Genomic DNA, 23,423 nt, shown 5'->3' with positions numbered 1-23,423 from the left:
CGTGTTGAGGGAGCTTAGGGCTTTTGGGGCTAGTCTATTATTCTTCCTATTATTAGTTCTATGTTTTTCTCTTTTGCTTTTCTCTGTATTTCTTGGGCTACGTCTCTTTTGGCTGTGAGGATTACTAGTATTTTTTTGGGCTCCTTTGCGTACCTTGTTTTTGCTAGTTCTGCTTTTTTGAGGAGCTTGTCGGCTTCCTGGGGTGTATCTGCGTGTGCTGTTACTTCGCCAACTATGAGGGGGTCTTCTAGGAAGATGTCTATTTCTTCGCTGTCTATGACTTTTCTTGTGAGCTCTAATCCCTGGGGTATCTGGCCTGACTTTTGGAGGCTTGCTGTTAGGAATTTTCTTACGAATTCTTCAAAGGTTATGCCTGCGAACTTGCTTAGCTCGGCGAAGCCTGCTATCATCGCGCTTGCCAATGAATCGACGCGTTCCTCTAAGGAGCCTACACGTTTATCTAAAGAGTCGACTTTTTTCTCTAAGGAGTTTACACTTTTCTCCAAAGAGTCTATCCGTTTCTCTAGAGAATCCACACGTTTATCTAAGGAGTTTACGCCTTTTTCTAGAGAGTCTACACGGTTGTCTAAAGAGTTAACGCGGTTTTCTAGCCTGCTTTGGGATTCCCGGATTTCTTTGAGCTGTGCCAGTATTTCTTTGAATTTCTCTTCGTGTCTTGCAAGTATCTCCTCGTGCCTATTAAGTATAGAGACTATTTCTTCAAACTTCTCGTCGTGTTTCTGGAGTCTTTTTAGTATCTCGTCGTAGCCAATCATGCCTGCTACTGCGTAGCGGAATTCTTCGTCTGTTTTGAGCAGGGCTAGTATCTTTGTTTTGAGCTCGCTTAGCTCCATCATTTGACCACTCTCTATTTTCTATAATCATCACTCTGATATATATTTAAGGTGGTCAGTTCCAGATCTATTCCTTGGGAGCTTGCCACATTTTTTCCCGAGAAGTAAAACAACATCATCTTTTGTATATCTTCTACTATTTAATAGCGTGTGCTAATTGTTTCTTTAGAGACCAACCTAAAGTGCTCTTTATAAGGCCGAGCGGGTGCTTGTTAATATTTTTCTCTCTCGTTGTTTAGGGTTTCTAGTGCTATTTTGTGGAGTTTTTGTTGGTCTATTGTTGTGGCTTGGCTTGACTGTCTCTTGAATGATTTTGCGACGAGTATGTATTCTTCTTTCCTTGTGTCTTTTTTCCAGCCGAATAGTGTTGTCTTCTTTTTGAGCTTGTCTAGCTCGGTTTCTGGGTCTACGTCGGAGCTGTATTTGAATTCTATGAAGTAGGCTTTGGCTGTTTCCTCGTCTATTGCTATGAGGTCTATCTCTGTGTCTCCCTTCCACCACCGGCCTGCCCTCGTGTGTTTGATTTTTTGGAGGACTAGTTCTCCTGCGACTTGTTCGAAGACTTGGCCTAGGTACGTGTTGAAGTTTTTCCGGAAATATGTTTCGGCGTGTGTCTTTAGTCCCGACTCTATCTCCTCGTAGAACGGGTATATGAACCTGAGCCAGAAGGCGAAATAAGGCTCCTTGACCCTGTATGTGCCGCGTTTGCCCTCGAGCAGGGGCTTTTCGTAGTAGACGTAGCCGAGGTCCCTGAGGACGCCTAGGTAGTATGGTAGCTTGTGTGGCTCTATGCCTGTAACGTGTGAGATCTCGCTTAGCCTTGTCCTGCCGCCTGCAATGGCCTCGAGTATCTGGAAATAGCGGTGCGGCTCGGGCAGTTCCTCCTCTATTATGAGCTTCGCGTCGCGGAAGGGCAATATGTCGGGGTTAAGCATTACTTTTTCGACTTCGTCTCCTGTACACTTCGAGAAGAATTCAAGGTAGCGTGGAACCCCGCCCGTGGCCCCGTAGACAGCTATTGCCCCGTCAAAGGTTGCGCCGGGGAACCATTCGAACAAGTGGTGGAAGCGGAGTGGCTGGATCTTTTTTACGAGGTCTAGGCGTCCATAGAGTGGGCTCCTGTATCCCAGGAGTTTAGACTCAATAGCTGAGATTGTTGAGCCAGTCAATACTAGTTTCTTTGTGTCAAGGATGATGTCCACGATGCGTTGGAACTGTGGAAGAGCCCCCGCCTTTACTAGGTACCCGAACTCGTCTATGACTACTATGTCTACGTCGCTTCTGCCCTCGATGAAGCGGAAAAGCTCCTCGAAGTCTCTGAACCTCAAGCCTGGAACGCTGAATCTCTCTGACAATTCCTCGGAAAACTTTGCAAGGTTGTATTCGAGGGTCGAATCCGCGGCTAGGAGATAGACAGCTCTCTTATTCTTTATGAACTCTAGGACGAGCCTGGTTTTTCCGACTCGCCTCCTTCCAAATATAAGGGCTACTCTTCCCTTGTTATACCACTCATCAAGGGCCTTAAGCTCTTCCCTCCTGTCAATTAGATGTTTCATAATATAGTTAAAACTATTATAGTCTAGACTATAAATTTTTTCATTTCATTTTGGATGTCCCATAACATGAGACCGATGGTTTTTGAGGGAATATACCTGGGTTAAATGTGAGCTCCGGGGAAAAAGGAAATATGGCAGGGTAGGCACCCAAAAAGTAAGGTTTTAGGTTAGTATTTTGTAGTATCTTGAAAACCTCGTGTGCTGACTCTGAGGAGAAAAAAGCTATGCCATTGCTAGCTCTTCTAGTAGGTCGCTTAATCCTACTATTTCGAGGGCGGTTATTTCGCCTGTTTTCTCTTCGATAAATATCGTTGCTATGGTCCTTGTTGGGAGGGGTTCGCCGGCCTCTATTCCTTGGGGCTCTTTGAACCTTACAAATAGCAGGTCATGGGTGTCGTCTAGGTAGACCTCTATAACCTTCTTTGGCAATTTAATGTTGTACTTCCTCTCAATGAGGTCTAGTATTTTTTTCAAATCAAGCTCTAAGAGAGAAGCTATTCCCATTTTCTATTCACCTCTCCACCCATCTATTTTTCCTATATTTATCATATTTTTCTTGGCTTATAAGGTATGCTGTTACAGCAATTTTTCCAACAACAACTACGCAAAGAAAGTATGAATCTAGCCTTTTAAGAAGATATGTGACGTCGTCTCTGATTTTATCTTTATAAATTTTGTCAGGGTTCTTAAGGACTTGCCTTATAAAATTAGTAATTTCCTCCCCTGTCTCTAGCCCTAACATTTCTATCCAATCCTTGTGTCTTTTTATAACATGGCTTACAAATCTCCTAGAAACTCTTAGATCATGCATATTCTCTCCTGGTTATATCTTCCCAATATATAACGAAACTAACTATTTAATCCTGTTAAATCCAAGGATTCATACCTTTGAAGCTGGTTTTATGTCGAGCTATCCTTGTATATCGATTTCTAGCCCTGCTCCCCCGTCGCCGTATTTGTCCTTGTAGCTGTTTGCGAGGTAGTTCCTGATTGTGTCGCCGCTACAGTGTATAGGGTAGATCTTCTCGGCCCCAATTTCCACTAGTCGTGAAGCGACTTCTTTAATATCCTGGAGAGGTGCCCCGAACATGTGGAATCCCCCGAGCACGAGGTATGGCTTCATGCCTAGGTCTCTAACTGCCTGGTTAACGAGGTTCACAACCCCGGGGTGGCTGCAGCCGACCAGTATGGCTAGTCCCTTGCTGGTCTTGACGGCGAGCGCCTCCTCGACGGGTGGTCCATAAAGGGGCTCGACGACGAATACCCCCTTCGCCACCTCGACAGTGCTGTTTACCTGTATGGGCTCTAGGCCGAGGCTTTGGACATAGTTTTTGAGGCTTCGGTCTGGCGGTATATATACTCGGAGCCCGGGCTTAATAGAAGAAAGGAGCTTCAGGCCCCCTGTATGGTCCCCGTGCGGGTGGCTGATAACTATGAAGTCTATCTTGCTTAGGTCTATTCCTAGCTTCTCGGCGTTTCTCTCGAGTACGCCGGGGTCCGGCCCCGTGTCGAAGAGCAGCTTGGTCTGACCGGTCTCGAGATAGACTGCGAGGCCCCACGCCGTCTCTAGGCCTTCCTTGTAGGGATTGTTATCTACGAGGACAACTAGGCGCACATACCCGGCATACTCCCGAGACTCGTTGCCAGCATGTTTTTCGGGAACATTGGAGGCTCTTCCCAGCATGTAGAGTAGGGCTCCAAAGACACCTATGCATACAATAAGAATTGCAATGGGAAAAATCCATTTATACACATAGTAAAGTAACTTTGTCATGTATAAATAGTTTTGGACGATGTCTCAAGAGATGTTGGCATGTATATTTTTATAGGTTTAGGTTTCCTAAAATAATTTGAGCAACTCTTCCCTTGTTAGACCTGCTTCTTTAATAATCCGAGTGAGTAAGCCTCTACCGATCTCCTCGCCTTTATGGACAAGTATTACGGTTACTCTTCCGTCCTCATGTTTAAGAATAATGTGGCCCCCTTTTTGCCTTACTGGTTTAAAGCCTACTTTCATAAGAACCTTTATGACCTTATCGGCTGGAACGGGTCTTAAGCTCACTAACACCGACCTCAATGAACTGTATGCTGACGAGTTCTCTTCCCATTTCCACAGATGACCCCTCAACTTCAAGATAAAGTTCGATGGCTTCCTTGACCCTTTCCAGGAGCTCGTCTAGGGTTTTAGCCTGCGTGTGACAGCCGGGTAGCTCTGGGACGTAGGCGACATAGTAACCATCCTCGTCTTTTTCAATAACTACGCTGAACCTCAAACTTCTCAATTACTTTTAACAAAAAGTAGTATTTTAAACTTAGCAAGGCGAATGGGCTACCTTTTCTCTGAGACGTGGAAACATATCAAAATAAAGCTTCTGGGGGATTTGCTCTGGAGATTTAAGTTAATACCGTGCATCTTCAGAAGTTGTCTCGAAGGGCATTTTTGGTATGTAAAGGGGTCTGGTTTTATTTTTCTCTCTCTTGTAGCTTAAAGATGGCTGTGTAGCCGCTGTGGATCCTGTGCAGCGATTGTTTCCATTGGTTGTGGAGGGCTATTTCTCCTCTGAGCCCTGTGCAGTGGCCTGCGTGGACTTCGGTGGTATTGAGCGAGGCGAGTTCCCTTGTTATTGTCTCTAGTTCTTGGTCTGTGGCTTGGCCCGTGTGCAGTCCGCCTATTATGGCTATTTGCTGTGCTCCTGTTAGTTGTTTTGCTTGTCGGGCTATGTTCGCTATTCCTGAGTGGCTGCATCCAGCTATTACTATTGCCGTGTCTTGGAGCTTTATGGCTATGCCCGTGTCGTCCAGTAGCTTGTCTGGGACTACTTCCCCGGCTTCCTGTGTATAGAACCCCCTGGTTGCGTAGGAGTTGTCGCTGGTCCTGGGTATTTCTCCTAGGAACCATATGTCTGGAGCTAGCTCGAGGGGCTTCCTGGTTAGGACTGGCTCTAGGCTGGTGATTATTTTTTCCCACTGGGTGCTAGTGAGGGCCAGGTTGAAGCGCATGAAGCCTTCTCGCGAGGAGTAGCTGGGCTTTACGACGTCTGGGTGTGCGACTAGAGGCTTGGCTTTGATCTTGTCTAGTATTTGGGGCAAGCCGCCGGCGTGGTCGTAGTGCCTATGAGAGAGGACAACTGCATCGATGTCTTCGAGCAGTATTTTTAGCCCCTGTGCATTCCTGAGCAATACTTCTCCTGTCTGGCCAGTGTCAAAGAGGAGCCTATATGTTTCCCCATTGTCGTAGACTGCTTTGACATGGATGCTTAGGCCGTGCTCTGCAAGTAGCCTTGTCATGCCGGAATAATCGTCCACGAGAACCGTCAGGTGGAGCTCGAGCAATCGTGGTCTAGGCACATAAACTCACTCATAAAGGTTCTATATATTTGTTGCACAGCAAGACAATTACTTTTAAACACTTCTATAGGCTGTGGGAAAACCTTCCCGGGACCTACTCGATTACTGCACCAGCGACTACGTCTATGCCTAGGGCTTGGGCCCTCTCATATGCGTCCTTGTCTATGTTTACAGCGACGATGATGAGCTTGTCTGCTTTTCTGCCGATGATCTTCTCCACTATTCCTGCCTTGTCGAGGAACCATTCGACGTCTTCTAGCTCCGCCCTCGATTTGACCTCTATGAGTATGGTTGTGTCGTTGTGCATATAGATGTCTACCTCTATTTTTGCGCCTCTCCGGTAATATTTGCCCTCGACGTCTTCATAGGTAAATTTGGCTACGTTTTCAGGCTTGATTCCCTTTGTCTCGAGTGCTTGCCTATAGATCTCTAGCACTGTGCGTTCTAGGTCTGAACCCCACCTTCTCCCCATGGAGCCTATAACAACTTTGAGCTCTGCTAGTGATTTACCTTGCTCTTGGATTTGCCGAGAGTGCTCCTCCAGCATTTTGCTGTGTTGCTGTAGAATCTTTGTGTGTTCCTCCAGGACTTTCCTATGCTCTTCTAAGAGCTTTCTTTGCTCTTCAAGTATTTTGCTATGTTGCTCTAGGATTTCGCTGTGTTGCTCTAGTATCTTGCTGTGTTCTTCGAGTTTTTTGAAAACTTGCTCCCATTTCTTGTCGTTCTCTTCCCATCTTTTATTGTTCTCCTCCCATCGTTTTCTGTTTTCTTCCCATCTTTTTTCTTCTAGTTCTAAGTGGGCTTGGAAGTCTTGCCGGAGCTTTTTCAGCTCTTCGAGTATAGTGTTTAAGCCGAGGAGCCCAGCTACCGCTAGTCTAAATTCTTCGTCTTCTCGCAGTGTGTTGAGAAATCTGAGTTTTTCTTCTTTTGACAGCATCTCACTCCTAATTTTTGTGGGTGAACTATCCTTTTAAAGTTGATGTAAGCATGTGTGTCCTATGTGCCAAGTTTTGCGGCTTTTGAACTGTAGATTTTTTGTTATAACAATGTTATTATTGATAATAAGTTTGTTATTCTTATATTTTAAAAAGAGATTTCATGTAATAACTTTGTTTTTATTAATGATAACATTGTTATTATTCCTACCCATATGTCTAGCTTATCTCTATCTCTTCTATAAATTCAGTGATTGGTGGAGGATTTTTCTTCTTGTTTCTTTTCCTTTCTCTATACAAGATAAATCCCGTGGCAAGAGCAATTATGGCAACCAGTGCTAAGGTTGCTATTCCGGGGATTATTGTTTCTGGCTGGTCCTGGACAGCGTAGAAGGTTGTCTGGGAGCCGTCAAGCGTTATTTCTGTTGCTTGTATTGGTATTGGGGTCAGTATTGGCCAGAAGGCTTCTGGGAGTATTAGGGTGGCTTTTCCCATTGTGAGCCTTGTTTGTCTCGTTGTTTCTCCTATTATGAGTGTGAGGGTCCCGTTGATTGGTTCTGGCGTGGTTAGTGTGAGGATGTATGGTATAATGTAGGGTTTACGTATAGATAATATCTTGCCGGCCTCTGTTGTTGTTTGTTTCACTGTTATTGTTCTGTTTCCCACCTTTAGTTGCATGCTTATCGTAGCTATCGGTGAGTCTTGTTTCTGGACTTTTAGTTGGGCTTGGACATTGATTGTCTGTGGTAGCCTGCCTGCGCCAGTTATTTTGAGGCAGTTGCCGTCTTGTGTCAGGGAAAAGTCCTTGCTTGCAGGATTAGTGGCTACAAGTATGTCTGCTCCTGTTATGCAGAGGGCTAGGGGGTTTTCTGTTGTAGCTCTGAGTATGAGAGAATTGTTTCCGGTTAGCGTGACATTTGTATAGATGTTTATTTGTGTTCCCTGGCCTTTGGCCACCGTCTTTAGAGACGCGTTTGTCCACAGGTTAATGGTGTTTGTTAGCTTGTAGCCGTCGAGTAGGAGTGTACATGTCATGTTGGCTGTTTTGCTTGTGAGTACTGATGCATCGACTTCGGGGATGTATGCTATCTTTATTTCGATTTGTTTTCTGGCTGGAACCGTTAGGTTTATCCCGCTAGCCATCAGGATGATGGTGTGATTTCTCTCTGAGAAAACAGCTGGGAGCACCAGTCGGGTGCCATTAATTCCCAGAATAAGGGAGATGTTTTCCACTTTGATGCCCTGCGGAGAAGAGAGGAGGACTGTGACGTTTTGGAGGCTCATTGGTTCAGTAGCTGTGCTCTCGAAGGTGAAGCTGAAGCTTGACATGTTTGCCTGGGTTTGTCTAAGCTTTAGCCACTGGGGGTAAACCGTGATGTTTAGTGCCTCAAGCCTTGGGATCTGTGACTCGGGCTTCTTGGCTTCTGAGAGACCTGCAAGGATTGTTAGGGATATAACAAGGATTGTAGCGATGGCTATCTTGACTGGCTTCTTCATTTGGCTCTCTGGGCTTGGTATAGGGGCTGTTATTAAAACTTAACATATCCAGTTGAGTCCAACTGCTCCAGGCAAGAATCTATAATTTTAGACAGCTCAGGAACACGCTTGTGGGGACTGCAAGTGGCTCGTCTGAGAATTCTTCTTTTGTGAGGTAGACTATGTTTTTGATTTTTCCTATGCTCTTGGGGTATAATTTTGTTTTTTCGGCCCATTTAATCTCGAATCCCAGTGAAAGGTCGGGGAGGATCACATCAATCTCTGTTCTGTTTCTCCAGTAGCCTACCCTGAACCTTCTGGCTAGATGTGTTGCTACCACGCTTTCCACTATTTTTGACTCGTCGGGCTTTTGGACGTGGCACCACTCCGAGAAGACCTCGTAGAGGAATGGGTCCGTGAGATGTACTTTTCTCTCCTTGTAGAATACCTCAACAGCCTTGTCGGGGTCCACGAAGTAGAGGTTCTTGGCGATGAATAGTTTCTCGAAGAGGTCTAAGTATTGGAAAACTGTTTTGTGTGACCTTATTTCGAACTCTTTTGCTATGCTGTTGAGACTCACCGGAGAGGGTAGCTTCTCGATTATGGCTTTTATGACTCTTTTGGCTATTGCCTCGTTTCTCCTTAGTTTTGCCAGGTCGTAGAGAAATGCTGAAAGATAAGTCTCCTTCACCTCTCTGCTTATGCTTCTATTCTCTAGGTAGGTCTTCACTGCCAGTGGGAAGCCTCCAGTTACTAGGTATGTTTCAAACAGTTTGTTTAGTTCTTCCCTCCAAGGGATGAGCTTCAAGCACTTCTCGCGTATTTCTTTCGGGCTAAAGTCTCTGATTTCCTCGAGTTTTCCGTATAGGTCTGGCCTTGAAACCTTTATGTATTCCCTGAAGCTTAACGGGTATAAAACGTAGTCCCTGCCTCGACCCCTCCTACCTGGGAATGTTTCTACTTCTCTTTTCGCATACATGCTTAGAGAGCCCGTGAGAACCACTATATCGTTTTGAAGATAGCCCCTGTCAACCATGTATTTGATTGCTCTATACCACTCCCTCGGGAAGGTAACCTCGTCTAGAAAAATAAACGAGACCCGGAGAACCTCGTTCCTTTTTATTTTCAAGTATTCCATGAGCACACTATTGAGTTCCTTGTAGTCGGCGAGCAAGTCACATCTGTAGTAGAAAATTGCCCTGGGATTATCAACTACTTGAAGAAGTTTTCCAATAAGAAGCTTCAAAAGTGTCGTCTTGCCGACTTGTCGTGGACCAAAAAGGAAATGAAGAGCAGGAGCCTCTAGCTCAATTTCTTCTAATAGCTGGGGCACCCATCTTACACTGCTTTGCCTCCACTTTTTGTAGTCCTCGTCTTCTTCGAAAGCCTCTTTGCCCTTCCACCATGGATTCAGTGATTCCATCTTGGTATTTAGAATCCCAAGAAATATTTAAAGTCTTGGTATTGAAAATCCCAAGCTTCCTTTTTATTTCTTCCCTAACGTAGCAAGGTTCGTGACTATTAACCGAGCACAATAGCTTTTCAGGAAGTTCCCATTAGCTGTAGGGCATTTTTAAATAGTATTTTTTCTTTTTCCTCTTGGCTTAGGGGGAGTCTATTGATAAGCTCGATCTGCTTTTTAGGCCCTAAATCTTCGGGGGTTAGGCCTGGAACCAAGTCGCTTCCAAACAGGATCTTCTCTGCTCCAAGCAACTTGATGTAATGAGCTAGCCTTTCGAGACCCACCTCACGAGCAATAGTGATAATGCTGTACGACGTATCTAGGTATACGTTCCTGTGCGTAGCAATGTTGAAGACTTCTTTAAAGTGGAGGAGGCCTCCCATGTGTGCGTAGATCAATCTTGTCTCAGGTGCAATGTAAGGTAGGAGGGCGTAGTCTTCTAGGGGGTTTTCCCAAGGCTTGTATGGACTCTTGAAGTAAAGGCTTGATTCATCCATCCATAGGGCGTGCAAGATTACCGGTATTCCTAGCTCGCCCGCTCTCCTCAGAACCTTCCAGACGTGCGTGCTCCTTAGGCAGAAGCCCTGCATGCCTGGATGAAGCTTAAGCCCCCTCAAGCCCAAGTCCGAGACAGCCCTCTCTAGCTCCTTCACCGCCTTATCCGCGGGGTTGGGAACAACCGATGCAAAGCCTACTAGCCTTCTCGGCTCCACTTCGACTATCTTGTATATGTAGTTGTTGGAAATCTATGGGGCTATTGGCAGTATGACTGCCTTCGAGACCCCACTCTTGTCCATTAAGTCAAGTAGCTCCTCAGCGATGCTCTTTGCACTGACGCCCTTATCTTCAGCATCAAGAGGTGGGTGAACATGAAAATCAATTACTCTTGAAAATTCCTGCATAATACATTAATTCATACATGCTTTTATGGTTTACTTTACTTTTCTAGTTTGACTTTTCTGTTTAACTTTTAGCGGTAATTTATGACTAGTTTTTGTCCCGAGTAATGGATTAAGGTTAAGTATATATTCTGGGGCAGAAGTTATGTTCTGGGGTAGAAGTTGCTGTTTGATGAGAGGCCGAAGGAGAGAAGAGAAGACCTATACGATAGGGAAAAAGAGATAGAAGAATTAAAGAGAAGTATAGGGAGACCCTTAATCTTGCTTACAGGTATAAGGCGTATAGGAAAGACTTCTGTGCTCAGAGTTGCACTCAGCGAGCTGGATATTCCCTATGTACTCATAGATGCGAGGTCGCTGAGGAGGAACTACAGCAGGAGCGATTTGTTTCGGCTTATAGCTCAAGGGCTCAGCGGCTCCCTTGACAAAATCAAAGACTTGCTCATGGGTATCCGTGGGTTAAGAGTTATGGGGGTCGAGGTCGAGGTTTCTTGGAGGGGGAGCGACTCTCTGAGCCTAGTAGAGCTGTTTGACCGGCTAAACAAGAAAAAGATTGTCATTGCTATTGATGAGGCACAGAGGCTGAGGGGACCGAGGTCATCAGAGCTTAAGGATGCTATTGCACACGCCTATGACTATGACAAGAATATTTCCTTTATTCTTACTGGCTCAGAAGTGGGGTTGCTATACGATTTTATTGGTATAGAGGACTCAAGGTCTCCGCTTTATGGAAGATACTATGTCGAGGTAAAGCTTGAGAGGCTCAGCAGGGAGCAGTCTATAGACTTTCTGAGAAAAGGTTTTGCCCAGCTAAACCTAAGGGTAAGTGAGGAAGTCCTCGAAGTGGCCTATGAACACTTCGACGGGATACCAGGCTGGCTAACATTCTTCGGCAACGCCTACGCGAGGGGCGAAGCAGACATCGAAAAGATAAAGTCCATTGCCGTAAGAACTGCGCTAGAAGAGCTGAGAAACATGACCCGGGACAACCCCAGAAGATATGGGCTAGTCCTCAGGGCAATAGCAGAGGGCAGAAAGACATGGAGCCAGGTTAAAGAATACCTAGAAGAAAAAGAGGGCACAACGATTTCAAGCAGCGTTTTAAGCAACATATTGAGAAGCCTCGAAGACATGAGCATAATAAAGAACTATGAATTCCTAGACCCAATCTACCGTGAAGCATGCAAGCTCCTACAATGAGGACATAATTAAAGACCGCCTAGCTATAAGACCCAAGAAAAAATATTTTATGCTGGGAGAATGTTTATTCTGGTTTCTTCTTCACTAAATATATGTAGCTTTGTTTTATCTACATATAGAGTTACCTCCTCCTTTGCTGGTTTATTCTTTGACAAAACTCTTAGGACAACATCTCCGATAGCAACGTGTAGAATAAATTCGCTACCTAGATTTTCTGCAACAACTAGTTTTCCCTTCACAGGTATGCTTTGTTCAATGGGAGAGATCGAGATATCATTGGGTCTTATACCTATTGTTACCTTTTTTCCAACAAGCCCTGGGGGTATATTTTTGAATGGTATAACTAGGAAACCCGCATTGATATAGCCTTCCTCTACTGTTCCAGCAAAGAAGTTTATAGGAGGCGTGCCTATAAAGTGTGCCACAAATCTATTCACTGGTCTATTGTAGATTTCGTCAGGCGTTCCTATCTGCATTATTCTGCCTTTATTCATTACTGCAACACGGTCTGCTAATACCATGGCTTCAGTTTGGTCGTGGGTAACATAGATAGTTGTTATCTTGAGCTCTTTCTGTAGTTTAACTAGTTCAGCCCTAGCCTGGACTCTCAATAATGCATCGAGGTTGCTTAAAGGCTCATCCATTAACAAAATATTTGGCTCGAAGGCCAAAGCTCTAGCTACAGCGACTCTCTGCTTCTCACCTCCAGAGAGCTGGAAGGGATACCTATCAAGTAAATGCGCAATATTAACCATTTGTGCGGCAGCCTTTACTCTTTTTTCTATTTCTTCTCTTGACAGTTTCTTTATCTGAAGCGGGAGAGCAATATTATCGTAGACCTTCATATGAGGCCAAACTGCATAGCTTTGAAAGACCATTCCAATGTTCCTGTTTTTAGCTGGCACATTGGTGACGTCTCTCCCGTCAAATAAGACTCTGCCGCTATCAGGAGTTTCGAGACCAGCTATTATTCTCAGCGTAGTTGTCTTGCCGCATCCAGATGGACCTAACAGGACAAAAAATTCACCGTGATCTACTTTAAAGGATACATTGTCTACAGCTGTAACATTTCTATACTTTTTGACAATATTCTGTAGTTCGACACTTACCATGTCTATCTCACCCCTGCAGAACCCCACATAGCTGTCAAATATTTCCTAATATATGCCATGAATAAAAATGCAGGGATTATCATAATGGTTGCCGCAGCAAACCTGTAGGGGTCTGGCAACTGACCTGCAGCACCCATACCCATAACGTAGGGAGCTAAAACAGCTGCTGGAAGAGTTCTGTTTAGATATGTAAGGATCGTTGAAGCTACAACCTCGTTCCAGGAAATGAGGAACGCAAACATTCCGGCAGCTGCTAGTCCGGGAGCAACTAATGGAAGAGTTATCTTTGTGAATATTTGTAAAGAACTAAGACCAAACACTGTGCCTGCTTCTTCTAGATCCCTGGGAACACCTGCAAAGATGCTTGAGGTTATGAGAACGACAAATGGAAGTGCAATTGCTGTATGTGCGAGCGTTACCCCAAATATTGTATCATACAACCCGATTTTCAAGAAAACCACTGCCAGGGGGACTGCCATTACAACAATTGGTAAAACTCTAAAGAAGAGGATAGTTAGCTGAATAGAGTTCCTTCCTCTAAATTTTAGTCTTCCTATAGCGTAGCCAGCTGGTATTCCTATGAGGAAGCTTAACAGAACCGTTAAGACACCTATCTCTATGCTTCTGACAAGCGCGTCGCCAACGCCAAGTCTCCAGTACTCTTCATAATACTTTAGCGTGTATTTCTGGGGAATCAAATGCTGGTAATAGTCTAATATATCAGCGAATGATGCCAAGACTGTGTAGATTATTGGGGTTAAAATCCAGAGAGAAATGAGAAACGCGATAAGATATACCAAAACTTTCCTCATATTATGCCCCCTCACCTGCCCTAAACATCCTTATATAGAGAATGCTAAGTACAAAAGTTACAACGCCAACGAGAACAGCCCATGCACTAGCGATGTATGGATCCATTCTTTGAGAATACCAGTACACGACCTCTGTAGCCATCACTCTTATATACTCTCCTCCAAGGATGAGAATAGGCCCCACAATTTGAAATGCAAAGAGCGTCCTGATGATAAGTGCTGTTTGAATTGATGGTTTGAGCAAAGGCACCGTTATGTATCTAAGTTTCTGCCAAAAGTTAAAGCCGAATACATCTGCTGCCTCAAAGTATTCCCTATTAATCATTTGTATGCCAGCATATATAATAGTAAAGACAATTGCTGTTGCCCTCCACACCTCTTCTAAAACTATAACTAAGAGTGTCCTGTCCCTAAATTCGTATCCAAAGAAGTATACTGGATTATGCATCACACCTAGCCATATTAAGAGTTTGTTTAGTAAACCGCTAGAGGAAAACATTGTATACCAGAAAAGCGCCCCAGCTACTTCGCTGATAGCCACAGGAAGAATAAAAAAGTAAAGCACGAGTTCCCTGCCCCTAAAACGGTTCAAGAAAAATATCGATGCAAATATTGCGATTATGAGTTGTAAGGGAATAACAGTAACTATAATCAGAATAGTGTAAAAAATTACTTCCTTGAATCTCTCAAAGTCTTGGAATAATTGGACTAAAGCGGGAGGATTGCCTGAAAATGCCATTCCAATAGCATAAGCTATGGGATATGCGCTAATGAAGACTTCATAGATAAGTGTTGGTAAAATTAGGAAATAAGGAAAAAAAATACGTATTTTTTGTTCCATGCTTTCAACCCTAGAGAGATTATAGTCTAGGGAGCTTGAATGTTTAGATCGCGGAAGATTGCCTGAAGTTGAGGATCAAGTTGTGAAAGTACAGTCGACGCATCCTCCCCTTTCAGCACTATTCTTTCAAATGCTGTGCGGTACATTGCCACAAAATCACCTGCTTTAGCTCCAAGACTAGGTATGGCTACGGGTATGCCGTCGGCTACAGACATCTGAGTACTGACACCTTCTGCTACTTTTTTCACTCCGGGATCCACTATTGTGGGAGTAGCTTCTTTAACTACTGGGAAGAAGCCAACATTTTCGGCTATCCTTGCTTGATTCTCTGGTCTAGTCAAGAATTCTATAACCTCCCATGCCGCTTCTGGATTTGGTGCACCTTTTGGTATAGCTAGTCCAGCCAACACAAGGATATAGCCTCTACCAGCGGGTCCCCTTGGAACGGGGACAACAGTAAAATCATCTGGCTTTGTTTTAATGGCAGAGATTATTCTTGCTGTATGATCCCATGCAATCCACACGTCGCCCTTTAAAAGTGGGTCTGCCATGGCAGACCATGTTGTGCTTTCTGGGTGACAGTAGTTCCAAAGTTCCTTTAACTTGTTCCACATAGCTACAGCTTCAGGTGAGTTAAATTTTCTGGCTTGATAACCTGTGTATGATACGTAAAGATATCCATGGATAAGCCTGTGTAACAAGCCGCCAGAACCAGCGGGTAATCCTACCCTTTTTTCACCTGTTTTCTCGTATATGTTTTTTGCCCAAGCTACTAACGCGTCCCACGTCCATTTATCGGTTCCCTTAATTACGTCTTCCTTAGTAAGCCCTGCAGGCAAGTAGTCAAAGGTCTTGTTGTTGACTACAATAACAAAGGTTGCTGTCATCCATGGTACAAATGTTTGTATGCCATACTGTTTCTTCTGTTGCTCTACAACGTTCATGACAGAACTGGTAAAGGTTCTTCCAGGCAAGGTTCCATATCTAGAAAGATCTTCCAGCCAGCCTTGGCTTGCAAAATAATCTATTTCTGTTGACAATCCTCCTATAAGGCTTACTGAAACAGAGCCTGATGAGACTTCTGCCTTTAATTTGGAAACCATGTCTGAATAACCAAGGGGTACAAATACAGCCTGTATGTTTTTCTCGTTAAGTAGTGCTGAGAGAAGACCTATTGTAAAGGACTGTTCTTGTGGTTGTGAAAGCTGTGTTGATGCGAAGATAATTTTTGTAAATGGACGTTTTTCCGGAACCGGCTGAGAAGCTGGAGGTCTAAGAAGATAGTATGCGAGTGCTCCAATAATGACAGCAACGAGAAGTATCGCTACAACCATTATCGCCGAATTGTTTTTCATAATTTCGTTCATGTATTTTTCGCCAAGTTAATCATTGAAAAAAGATATTTATATTTTTTTCGGGTTGACTTATATTGTCGATTCATCTATTTTCTTTAAACTGCATTATTTTAGAAATATTTCATAAAAAAATTTATAAATAATTTCAGAGCTAAAATATTTGAGCGGTTGCCATGACTGAAAGCATAGGGGAAATAAAATGTGAAGAAGAGGTTGCCGAAGTATTTTCGTTGCTAGGCATAAGTAAATTCGGATGTGAAGTCTACCTTAAGCTCTTGCAAGAAGGACCTCTCACACTAAGCGAACTGACAGAAAAAATGGAGGCAAAAACTTCACAGCTTTACTATTATATCAAGGAACTTGTCTCTAAAGGGCTTATAGAGGCAAGTAGTAGTCGACCTGTCGTCTATAGGGCGGTTTCGCCCAGTGTACTTGAAAAACTTTACATAGAAAAAACGGAGTCACTTCGGGCTAGAATACTTGAAAGACTTAAGGCCACAGCGCCAAGAAAACAAAAACTTGCATCCGAGGAACCAAATGTATATACTTTGAAAAATTGGAGAACATTCCTTGCAAGAGCTGAAGAAGCAGCACACAATGCAACAGTTGATCTTATTGTATGTGGTGACTTTGAATTTGTAAAGTATTTAAATGAGACTATTGAATTAAAGGAAAAAGAGGGCGTAAATACATATGTTCTGTTGTACGAGGTTCCCGGGATCAACATAGACTATTCAAAACTGCCGAAACTTAGAAAAATTAGGAAATATGTGTCTGGAGATTTAGTAGTTATTTCTGATTCACGTGTAGCTGTGCTGTCCCAGAGACGAAGAAGTCTCTTAGAAAAGCCTAACTATGGGCTTATCATAGAGGACCCTGTTATAATCGATTATCTGGAACAAGACTTCTTTTTTAGATGGATCAGAAGCGAAATAATCCGTGATGAAAATATAAAGCTACCGACGAGTTTTACAATATTTAGGCTTGCGCTTTACGAGGCGCAAAAACTTTTACAGAAGAAGTGTAGGTTGCGTGTCCTTGTTTATGGGAGATATGTGCGAACAGGTGAGGACTGCATGGTTGAGGGTGAGCTTGTGAATACGTTGTTTGAGGATAGTAGAGGAATTGCACAGCTCACGATAAAGGTAAATGGCAATACCGTAACAATAGGCGCTCAAGACGCAATAATTGAGGATATTGCCGCTAGCAGGGTTGAGGTAAGAGGTGCATGTTAATGGCTCGTATCCTACAATTCAATTTTGAAGACAAAGATCTCATTTATCTTGATAAAATTACCGGTTCTGATGTAGTGAATTTAGCAAGAGAGCTACACAGTGACACTATTGTTCTCTTTGCGAGGGATGCTTGGGGGAGAGCATATTTTGACAGTGACGTCCTGAGAAAAACATCAAAACTGGAAAAAAGAGATTTCTTGAGGGAGGTTATACAAGAAGCAAAAAAAGATGGAATCAAAGTTATTGTAATGATTGGTCACACAACAAATCCCGAGTTGTATAGTCAGAACCCTGAGTGGGTTCAGAGAAACCTTAAAGGGGAAGTTATTCACATGGATACCAACCCTAGCTTAGAGAAAAATCCTCCTCTAAGATGGCCCCTAATGTGCCTAAATAGCCCATTTCTCGACTATGTTGTAAGAGAGGCAGTGGAAGTTTTAAAGTACGATGTTGATGGAGTTTTTCTTGATTCATTTAGGTATATGCCTGACCTAGAGAAAGCATGTTTCTGCAACTATTGTCAGACAAAGTTTAAAGAAGAGATGGGTAGAGAACTTCCACAGAGAGATGACTGGGATAGCCTGGCTTACCGTGAAAGTTTCCTGTGGAGATACAAAGTCAATGTGGACGCCCTCAAAAAAATATGGGAAAACGTAAAGACGCATTATCCCGGAACTCTTCTTGCCTATAATAGTCATCCCGCTGGTTGGAAAGGCAGGGCTAACACTATTGTTGAGATGGCAAGGAATTATTTGGACGTCGTCTTCGCGGAGGCCTCCGAGGCAGACTATCAGCCTGTAGGGTTTCTGGATGAAATCGTAAAGCTTACCAAGGCCCTTAGCGGTGGGAAAAGAGTCTGGTCTACGCGTAATAGTTTTCATATGGCTTTAACGACGACTTCTACATCACCTGTGGTTCTTAGACAGGGAATCAGGGAGATTTTTGCCGCAGGCGGCGAGCCAATGGTTTTAGTTTTCAGCTCTACGTATATCCAATCACCATCTTTTAAGGAGCCTGTTAAAGAAACTTTTGGAGAAGTAGAGAAGCTGGAAGAATTTATGAAAGATGTAACGAGAGTTAAGTATGCTGGAGTGGTTTATTCTAACAGGAGTAGGGACTGGTGGGGACGTAATGATCCAAGGTATGTAACGGATGATGCTAGAGGATTTTACTATGCTTTACTTTATAATGGCTACCCTGTTGACTTCATAGCTGACAATCAGCTGGACACAGGCTCTTTCTCTGAATATAAAGTTCTTTTACTTGGGAGCGTCGCCTCCCTTTCTAAGGCGGGTTCAAAAAACCTTGTGAGCTACGTTAGAGAGGGGAATGGTCTTGTAGCAACGTACTCAACATCACTCATGGATGAGAAGGGTAGCCTACTGGAAGAGTTCCAGCTCAAAGATATTCTGGGAGTGTCATTTAAGGGGTTGCTAAAGTATCCCTGGAGCTATGTAATTCTAGAGCGCGAACATGCGATTACTACCGGGATAAATGAGAAAAACATTTTGTGGGGCGACTATGATAGAGTTTTCCAGACTAGAAGAACATCGCCCTTTAGTGGCTGGCATATTCTAGTAGAGCCAATTGACGACATCGTTATAGGCTATGTTGCAGAGCCTCAGAGTGAGTTTGGATATGAGTATGAGAATGGTAGATCTCCGCCTTTAATTGGAAACTTCACTAGAGCCCCGGCTATCGTTGCCAATCCGAGTCGGCGTGTTGTATATTATTCGGGACAGCTGGGCAGGCTTTACTGGAGACTTGGACTCCCAAGCTATGAAAAAATGATATTAAACTCGACTTTATGGAGTGGCGGCATGCCACCAATCAAGCTAAATTCTAGGGGGATTGTCCTTATGGAGCCATATCAGAGGAGTGGACAACTAATTGTACACCTGGTTAACCTGACATTTGATAAAAGGGTCATTGTGCGGGGTAACATAGATGACCCATTGATGTGGCACTCAACAGCTGAAAGTGTTTGGCCTCCCTCTTCAATAGTACCCCAAGAAGTTTCTATAGAGCTTAGAGGTTATGAAGTAGCAAAGGTTTGGAGCCCCCTTAGCGGAAAGAGCTATGAGATAAGAAGAGAGAATGATGCCTCAAAGATTTTAGTTAGCTTAGACGAGTACGAATTGCTTGTTCTGGACTTAAAATAAAAAGCTATATAACTTCGAATGTGTATACCTGTAAGGTTTTTCTTGAGCCGTCCAATGTTGCACGATTTTTCAGGCATTACATTTGTGTTTTCCCTAGACCTTGCTACGCGAGAAGGATTTCACGTTAAGTGTCGATTTTTATGGCTTCTTGTTTTAGCTGGTTTATCCAGGTGTTTTCGGTGGATTCCCATTCTTCGGCGTCGTAGATCCTGAGGTCTATGGAGGGTTCAAGTGTATCAGTGAAGAGCTGGAGCCTTTCGAGAAAATTAAGATTCTTTAGACCTTTAACGACAAGGATTATGTCTATGTCGCTGTCTCTGAGGTAGTCTCCTCTAGCCCTACTACCGACAAGGTAGGCCCCTAGAAGGGTCAGCCCCAAACAGGAAGCTCTGGCCTTTGCTTTTTCGACAAAGCTTTTTGCTCTTTCTAGGGCTTCGTGCTGGGAGGCTAGTGCAGATTTTGCTTTACCCATTCTACCACCTTTTTTGCCCTCTCAACTAGGTCTCTCGCTTTTTCCTCGTCATATAGCTCATATGGCAGGGCATTCGCAGCGTCCGGATATCTTGCTACCGTATAGTGTATAGTCAGCTCTCTGAGATCTTTGTCGATAACAGATGTGTCTATACCGACCTCGCTTCTAATTACATGCGCTATTTCGAGGAGCTCGTGTCCCCGGTACACTATGCCCGAGTTCATTAATAATGCCTTGAGAGCCTTCCCGGCAGACTGCTGGGACCAAAAAGCCGCAGAATCCCAGTCCTGTGTTTGTAAATCATTTATGGCTTTTCTCAGGTCTCTTTCGGCCTGTCTAAGCCATGCTTCAGCCCCTCTTCTAACCACATATAATCCACTAAAAAGAGTGACTGAAATTGTTTTCTGCAAAGAAATGCAAACAAGAAATTTTCTATTTGGCTCTTTCAAGTATGTATATCTTCGAACCTATCAGCATGTTGTTCGGTATAAGGGCAAGGCTGTTGTCGTCCTTCCTGATAACAGTGAATAGGGTGGAGATGTCCTCTACGATGCCTGCCTCCCCTGCGACGTTAACCTTGTCGCCTATCCTTATTGGCCTCACGAGTAGAACGAAGAGACCGGCTATGGCCTGGCCGAGCACTTGTTGTGTAGCGAATCCAATGACCATTCCTATGAAGCCTCCTAGTGCAACGCCAGCCGCACCGCCAGCTGTGCCTCCAGCTATGCCGGCCGCTAGTGCGCCTATGCCCAATATGGTGAAGAGGCTCCTGACGGCTGCGGCTGTTGAGTGTGGGTGCTTTACGCGGAGCATCCAGTAGACGAGATCCGAGAAGGCCTTAATTATCATGTAGCCGAAGAACAATGAGAGACCGATAGAGATGTAGGTCGCATAGGCGTCTATTACAGGCTTGACTTGGGGTATAAGTGACGGGATGGTTGTCAATATGAGGGCAGTTATAACGATGTAAAGGAGTATCCATAGTACTAGTCTTTGTATTGTTTTCCTAATGTTTAGGGGTATGTTTTCGCTGCTCATAGTAAAATGCTCGTTTAAAGACATTTTTAAATTTTTTAGTTCAATTAAGCCTGTGTATCAACCATTTGCGAAAACCTGAAGGTGACCGTGTTTTATTGTAGTTTTGAGCGCTGCGCCCTTCGATCTATACTCCAAGTTCTGGGAGCAAAAGGCTCGTATCAATTAGCACCTTAAACATACTTATCCTGCTCCTCAATGCTTGTAGCTTCAAGATCCTCTAATGTAACCTTTGCAACCTTTTTCCCGTAGAGCGAGAGCCAAACAGCGTCCCGGATAGGCTGTAACACCAATTTGTCTCCAACGACCGTGATTTTTATTTTGTCCCCTTCCTTTATGCCAGGTTTTTCTGCTACATTCCTGGGTATAACAAGAGTCAGCCTTTTACCGATCCGAACCTCAGTACTTACACTACCTATTTATCTGATTATTTATGAGAATCTGAAATAAATAAACATTCTGATAGACGAAAAACTGTGAACGGTGCTAGGCTTGAGAGCGTAGATGCTGTCGCAGACCTTTTTAATCCCAGTGTTAAATAATGTTCATGATGAGATATAAAGAAGTGTATGTATCGATCTCTATATTACTCATTCTCCTGCCAATTGTTAGTGCATCGTGTGTAACCCTGGAGGATCTTGCGGCTATAGAAATAGTGTTTAACAAGCCGGGCGCCGTCCTGGACTATTCGAGGCTCGTAGAGGCTGGATACGCGGTGAGGCTTTCCGGTCAGGAGGTTGCATATAGGAGTGGCTACGACGCGAGGATCGTTGTTATCCTTGGTGATACGTATCTGGGGGGCAAGTATGGCTATATGAGGATTCAGGTGCCCTTTGTAAATGGAAAAGCTCTATACAACGTTACGGAAGCGGAGGTTAGACGTGTTCTACAGAAAGAGGCTGAGAGGCTCCTCGAAATGGGTGTTCTGAGGGGCGTTAGCCGTGAAGACATTGAGGCTATTGTCTCGTGTGCCCGGCTTGGATACGCGGGCTGGGACACGCGTATTGTCTACGAGGACGGGTACTGGAAGCCGTTCAACCAGACCAGGCTCTATAGGCCGCTTTCGGCGTGCACTGTGCCGCTCACATTTAACCTTGAGGATGTCCCAGTGTTTCCGGCAGAGGGAGAGTCTTTTCCCAGCACGGTCTTAGTGGTTGCTGTGGCATTGGCGGGCTTGCTTCTGGCTGGTTTTCTTCTCTATAGGCAGAGACGCGCCTCAAAGACAGCCTAAACATTATTTAATAGACTTGTTTGGGCATAGTACGCTGAAGGGGCAGTACTTGCATTCCCACGGATAGCGGGGTGAAACAGGCTCTAGGAGCCGTTTCACTATTTCTTCTTGGCTCGCCTTCTCGATTACCTCGTACTGTGTAACCCTGTCGGGCGAGACATAGACCAGCAAAGTTTTCTCGAGCCCGAACATGTAGTTGTAGAATTTGACCTGGTCCACGTGGTGCTCGAGAGGTGTAGGCATGTCTCCCCTCATCGACTTTATTTCTACCCCTATTCTTGCTCCCTGTGGAGAAGTGAGAACAATGTCTGCCCTACCCTTCAAAACCACTTTGCCAGAAGGTAGCTCCAGCTCCATGCTCGTCTCTGGCTCTATTTCAACCTTGAACTGTTTTGTCTCGAAAATGTTCTTGAGAAGCTCCTCTAGGCCCCTATGGATGAGTGTCCCCACAATAGTAGGCGGGTTGAAGACGTCTGAGGCAACCAAATCCGGATACAGGGACGTGTACTTTGACTTTAGGCTACAGGACACGAGGTCTGTAACCCATACGGTTCCAGGCTCTTTCTGGTGCTTCTCCCTCTCCTCCCTGAGAAAATTATACAGCTCGTAGACGACGTCTACTCCTTCCATGATTAACAAAGACACAAAAACTGTGTAAAAAAGTTTCTAGCTGAGTATCTCATGAGAATTACAACTATTATTGCCAGAATTATTGAGGTAAAAAAGAAGATCACGGCATACGCAACTGAAAATCCAGAAATCACTTGTCATGACTTTCACTACCACTTTTATCGTAAATAGCGCGCTGAGAATTCTGTGATGAAAAAAGATTTACCTCATGCTTTTTTGATATGTAGAAGTAAGCGATTAGAACGATAAGTGCAATTATTGCCGCTGAATCTATTAGGGTCGAGTATTGTAGGATTAGGTGCCAGTTTTGGCCTAGAACTATTCCTATGTATGTGAGGGCCATGTTCCACGGTATGCTTCCTAGAATGGTGTAGATTGTGAATGTTTTGAAGTCCATCTTGGCTATGCCGGCTGGGAGACTTATGACGGTTCTCACTGCTGGGAGCATTCTTCCCGTGAAGACCGCTAGTTTGCCGTTTTTCTGGAAAAATTTCTCGGCCTCTTCTATGTGTTTCTTGGAAATGAAGATGTACTTTCCATATCTGAGGAGCATTGGGGCGCCATATTTCTTGCCTAGGAAATATAGGATAGCCGAGCCTGCATAGTTTCCCATGGTGCCTGCTAGAACTGCGTCTAGGAAGTTTATCTCTCCTTTGGATACGAGGAAGCCCGCGAAGACCATGATGGCTTCACTTGGTATTGGTATGAGTGCGGACTCTAGCGTCATTAGGAAGAATATTCCGGGCAGTCCTAGTTTCGAAATTATTGTTGTTGCTAGCTCTGCCAAGTATATCGTTAGTGACATATA

26 protein-coding genes are annotated in these 23,423 nt (G+C 44.2%); 4 read left to right on the top strand and 22 right to left on the bottom strand.

The features are described 5' to 3' along the window. Nucleotides 1-29: 29 nt before the first annotated feature. From N186_RS07615 to N186_RS09750, 13 genes are all read right to left on the bottom strand, one after another. Nucleotides 30-857: a hypothetical protein gene (locus tag N186_RS07615; protein ID WP_020963217.1), complete on the bottom strand. Its 828-nt coding sequence runs from the start codon at nt 855-857 to the stop codon at nt 30-32. Between the two features lie 209 nt (nt 858-1,066). After that, on the bottom strand, nt 1,067-2,410 hold the full coding sequence (locus N186_RS07610; RefSeq protein ID WP_020963216.1) for an ATP-binding protein: 1,344 nt from the start codon (nt 2,408-2,410) through the stop codon (nt 1,067-1,069). 222 nt (nt 2,411-2,632) lie between these two features. After that, the gene (locus tag N186_RS07605) at nt 2,633-2,914 is read right to left on the bottom strand and encodes a hypothetical protein (RefSeq protein ID WP_020963215.1); all 282 of its coding nucleotides are present in this window, start codon (nt 2,912-2,914) and stop codon (nt 2,633-2,635) included. Nucleotides 2,915-2,921: 7 nt separating this feature from the next. Continuing rightward, entirely contained in the window at nt 2,922-3,221 is a 300-nt protein-coding gene (locus tag N186_RS07600) for a hypothetical protein (protein ID WP_020963214.1), read from the bottom strand. A gap of 99 nt (nt 3,222-3,320) precedes the next feature. Further along, a complete protein-coding gene (locus N186_RS07595; protein WP_240366733.1) occupies nt 3,321-4,163 on the bottom strand; it encodes an MBL fold metallo-hydrolase in 843 nt (280 codons plus the stop codon). An 87-nt stretch (nt 4,164-4,250) separates the two neighbouring features. Then, nucleotides 4,251-4,472 carry a type II toxin-antitoxin system HicA family toxin gene (locus tag N186_RS09540; RefSeq protein WP_020963212.1) on the bottom strand — a complete coding sequence of 74 codons (222 nt, stop codon included), beginning with the start codon at nt 4,470-4,472 and terminating at the stop codon, nt 4,251-4,253. Continuing rightward, nucleotides 4,444-4,683, bottom strand: a complete 240-nt coding sequence (locus N186_RS07590) for a type II toxin-antitoxin system HicB family antitoxin (protein ID WP_020963211.1) — start codon at nt 4,681-4,683, stop codon at nt 4,444-4,446. Before N186_RS07590 ends, N186_RS09540 begins: the two co-directional genes overlap by 29 nt. A 190-nt stretch (nt 4,684-4,873) precedes the next feature. Continuing rightward, a complete protein-coding gene (locus N186_RS07585) occupies nt 4,874-5,758 on the bottom strand; it encodes an MBL fold metallo-hydrolase (protein ID WP_052885562.1) in 885 nt (294 codons plus the stop codon). Between the two features lie 94 nt (nt 5,759-5,852). Next, the gene (locus N186_RS07580) at nt 5,853-6,695 is read right to left on the bottom strand and encodes a PD-(D/E)XK nuclease family protein (RefSeq protein ID WP_020963209.1); all 843 of its coding nucleotides are present in this window, start codon (nt 6,693-6,695) and stop codon (nt 5,853-5,855) included. A 217-nt stretch (nt 6,696-6,912) separates the two neighbouring features. After that, nucleotides 6,913-8,190: a hypothetical protein gene (locus N186_RS07575; RefSeq protein WP_020963208.1), complete on the bottom strand. Its 1,278-nt coding sequence runs from the start codon at nt 8,188-8,190 to the stop codon at nt 6,913-6,915. A 79-nt stretch (nt 8,191-8,269) separates the two neighbouring features. Beyond that, nucleotides 8,270-9,592 carry an ATP-binding protein gene (locus tag N186_RS07570; protein ID WP_020963207.1) on the bottom strand — a complete coding sequence of 441 codons (1,323 nt, stop codon included), beginning with the start codon at nt 9,590-9,592 and terminating at the stop codon, nt 8,270-8,272. Between the two features lie 119 nt (nt 9,593-9,711). Beyond that, nucleotides 9,712-10,344 (bottom strand): amidohydrolase family protein, encoded by a 633-nt coding sequence (locus tag N186_RS07565; protein ID WP_020963206.1) that lies wholly within the window; start codon nt 10,342-10,344, stop codon nt 9,712-9,714. 33 nt (nt 10,345-10,377) lie between these two features. Next, nucleotides 10,378-10,533 (bottom strand): hypothetical protein, encoded by a 156-nt coding sequence (locus N186_RS09750; protein WP_020963205.1) that lies wholly within the window; start codon nt 10,531-10,533, stop codon nt 10,378-10,380. 159 nt (nt 10,534-10,692) lie between these two features. Between N186_RS09750 and N186_RS07560 the strand changes: the two genes are divergently transcribed. Then, nucleotides 10,693-11,730, top strand: coding sequence for an AAA family ATPase (locus tag N186_RS07560; protein WP_020963204.1), 1,038 nt, complete (start codon nt 10,693-10,695; stop codon nt 11,728-11,730). Nucleotides 11,731-11,777: 47 nt separating this feature from the next. Here the strand turns inward: N186_RS07560 and N186_RS07555 are convergent, their stop codons facing one another. The 4 genes from N186_RS07555 to N186_RS07540 are packed head-to-tail and all read right to left on the bottom strand — an operon-like array spanning nt 11,778 to nt 15,862. Next, nucleotides 11,778-12,842 carry an ABC transporter ATP-binding protein gene (locus N186_RS07555; protein ID WP_052885697.1) on the bottom strand — a complete coding sequence of 355 codons (1,065 nt, stop codon included), beginning with the start codon at nt 12,840-12,842 and terminating at the stop codon, nt 11,778-11,780. A gap of 2 nt (nt 12,843-12,844) precedes the next feature. After that, a complete protein-coding gene (locus N186_RS07550) occupies nt 12,845-13,654 on the bottom strand; it encodes a carbohydrate ABC transporter permease (RefSeq protein WP_020963202.1) in 810 nt (269 codons plus the stop codon). A 1-nt stretch (nt 13,655) separates the two neighbouring features. Then, a complete protein-coding gene (locus N186_RS07545; protein ID WP_020963201.1) occupies nt 13,656-14,495 on the bottom strand; it encodes a carbohydrate ABC transporter permease in 840 nt (279 codons plus the stop codon). A gap of 26 nt (nt 14,496-14,521) precedes the next feature. Beyond that, entirely contained in the window at nt 14,522-15,862 is a 1,341-nt protein-coding gene (locus tag N186_RS07540) for an ABC transporter substrate-binding protein (protein ID WP_020963200.1), read from the bottom strand. 161 nt (nt 15,863-16,023) lie between these two features. Here N186_RS07540 and N186_RS07535 point away from each other — a divergent pair, with 161 nt between their 5' ends. Continuing rightward, complete coding sequence (locus N186_RS07535; RefSeq protein ID WP_020963199.1) at nt 16,024-17,085, top strand: TrmB family transcriptional regulator sugar-binding domain-containing protein; 1,062 nt, start codon at nt 16,024-16,026, stop codon at nt 17,083-17,085. Then, a complete protein-coding gene (locus tag N186_RS07530; RefSeq protein ID WP_187147012.1) occupies nt 17,085-19,247 on the top strand; it encodes an alpha-amylase family protein in 2,163 nt (720 codons plus the stop codon). Before N186_RS07535 ends, N186_RS07530 begins: the two co-directional genes overlap by 1 nt. A gap of 124 nt (nt 19,248-19,371) precedes the next feature. On the opposite strand, the gene N186_RS07525 is transcribed toward N186_RS07530, so the two are convergent. From N186_RS07525 to N186_RS07515, 3 genes are all read right to left on the bottom strand, one after another. Further along, the gene (locus N186_RS07525; RefSeq protein ID WP_020963197.1) at nt 19,372-19,719 is read right to left on the bottom strand and encodes a nucleotidyltransferase domain-containing protein; all 348 of its coding nucleotides are present in this window, start codon (nt 19,717-19,719) and stop codon (nt 19,372-19,374) included. Continuing rightward, nucleotides 19,695-20,087: a HEPN domain-containing protein gene (locus N186_RS07520; protein ID WP_020963196.1), complete on the bottom strand. Its 393-nt coding sequence runs from the start codon at nt 20,085-20,087 to the stop codon at nt 19,695-19,697. The genes N186_RS07525 and N186_RS07520 overlap by 25 nt, the downstream gene beginning before the upstream one ends. A 64-nt stretch (nt 20,088-20,151) precedes the next feature. After that, entirely contained in the window at nt 20,152-20,757 is a 606-nt protein-coding gene (locus N186_RS07515; RefSeq protein ID WP_020963195.1) for a mechanosensitive ion channel domain-containing protein, read from the bottom strand. Between the two features lie 544 nt (nt 20,758-21,301). Here N186_RS07515 and N186_RS07510 point away from each other — a divergent pair. Continuing rightward, on the top strand, nt 21,302-21,985 hold the full coding sequence (locus N186_RS07510; RefSeq protein WP_020963194.1) for a hypothetical protein: 684 nt from the start codon (nt 21,302-21,304) through the stop codon (nt 21,983-21,985). A gap of 3 nt (nt 21,986-21,988) precedes the next feature. Here the strand turns inward: N186_RS07510 and N186_RS07505 are convergent, their stop codons facing one another. After that, nucleotides 21,989-22,615, bottom strand: a complete 627-nt coding sequence (locus N186_RS07505; RefSeq protein WP_020963193.1) for a PD-(D/E)XK nuclease family protein — start codon at nt 22,613-22,615, stop codon at nt 21,989-21,991. A 130-nt stretch (nt 22,616-22,745) separates the two neighbouring features. Beyond that, nucleotides 22,746-23,420, bottom strand: a complete 675-nt coding sequence (locus tag N186_RS07500; RefSeq protein WP_148682147.1) for a DedA family protein — start codon at nt 23,418-23,420, stop codon at nt 22,746-22,748. Between the last annotated feature and the right edge of the window lie 3 nt (nt 23,421-23,423).

The sequence above is a fragment of the Thermofilum adornatum genome, from assembly GCF_000446015.1.
GTDB classification, from domain to species: Archaea; Thermoproteota; Thermoprotei; order Thermofilales; family Thermofilaceae; genus Thermofilum; species Thermofilum adornatum.
This window is presented reverse-complemented; position numbering and strand designations above follow the sequence as displayed.